The following is a 221-nucleotide window of genomic DNA, read 5'->3' on the forward strand; positions in this document are numbered from 1 at the left end:
CCGTCGGCGACCTGCGCCGCCTGGTGCGACCGCCGGCCGCGGACGGCTGGGCGGCGGTGCTGGGGTGGTACTCACTGATCCACCTCGCACCCGGCGAGCTGGCGGAGGCCGTGTCCGCGCGGGCCCGGCCGCTCGCCGCCGACGGGCTACTGGTGCTCGCGCTGCACACCGGTGGGCCGCAGCGGGTGCGGCACCTCGACGAGTGGTTCGGCCACGAGGTG

General features: G+C 77.8%; 1 pseudogene. It reads left to right on the forward strand.

The window, feature by feature from the left end:
- Positions 1-221, forward strand: a pseudogene (locus QWY29_RS20760) (DUF480 domain-containing protein); the annotation flags it as partial.

The organism is Nocardioides abyssi, from assembly GCF_030412915.1.
Lineage (GTDB): Bacteria > Actinomycetota > Actinomycetes > Propionibacteriales > Nocardioidaceae > Nocardioides > Nocardioides abyssi.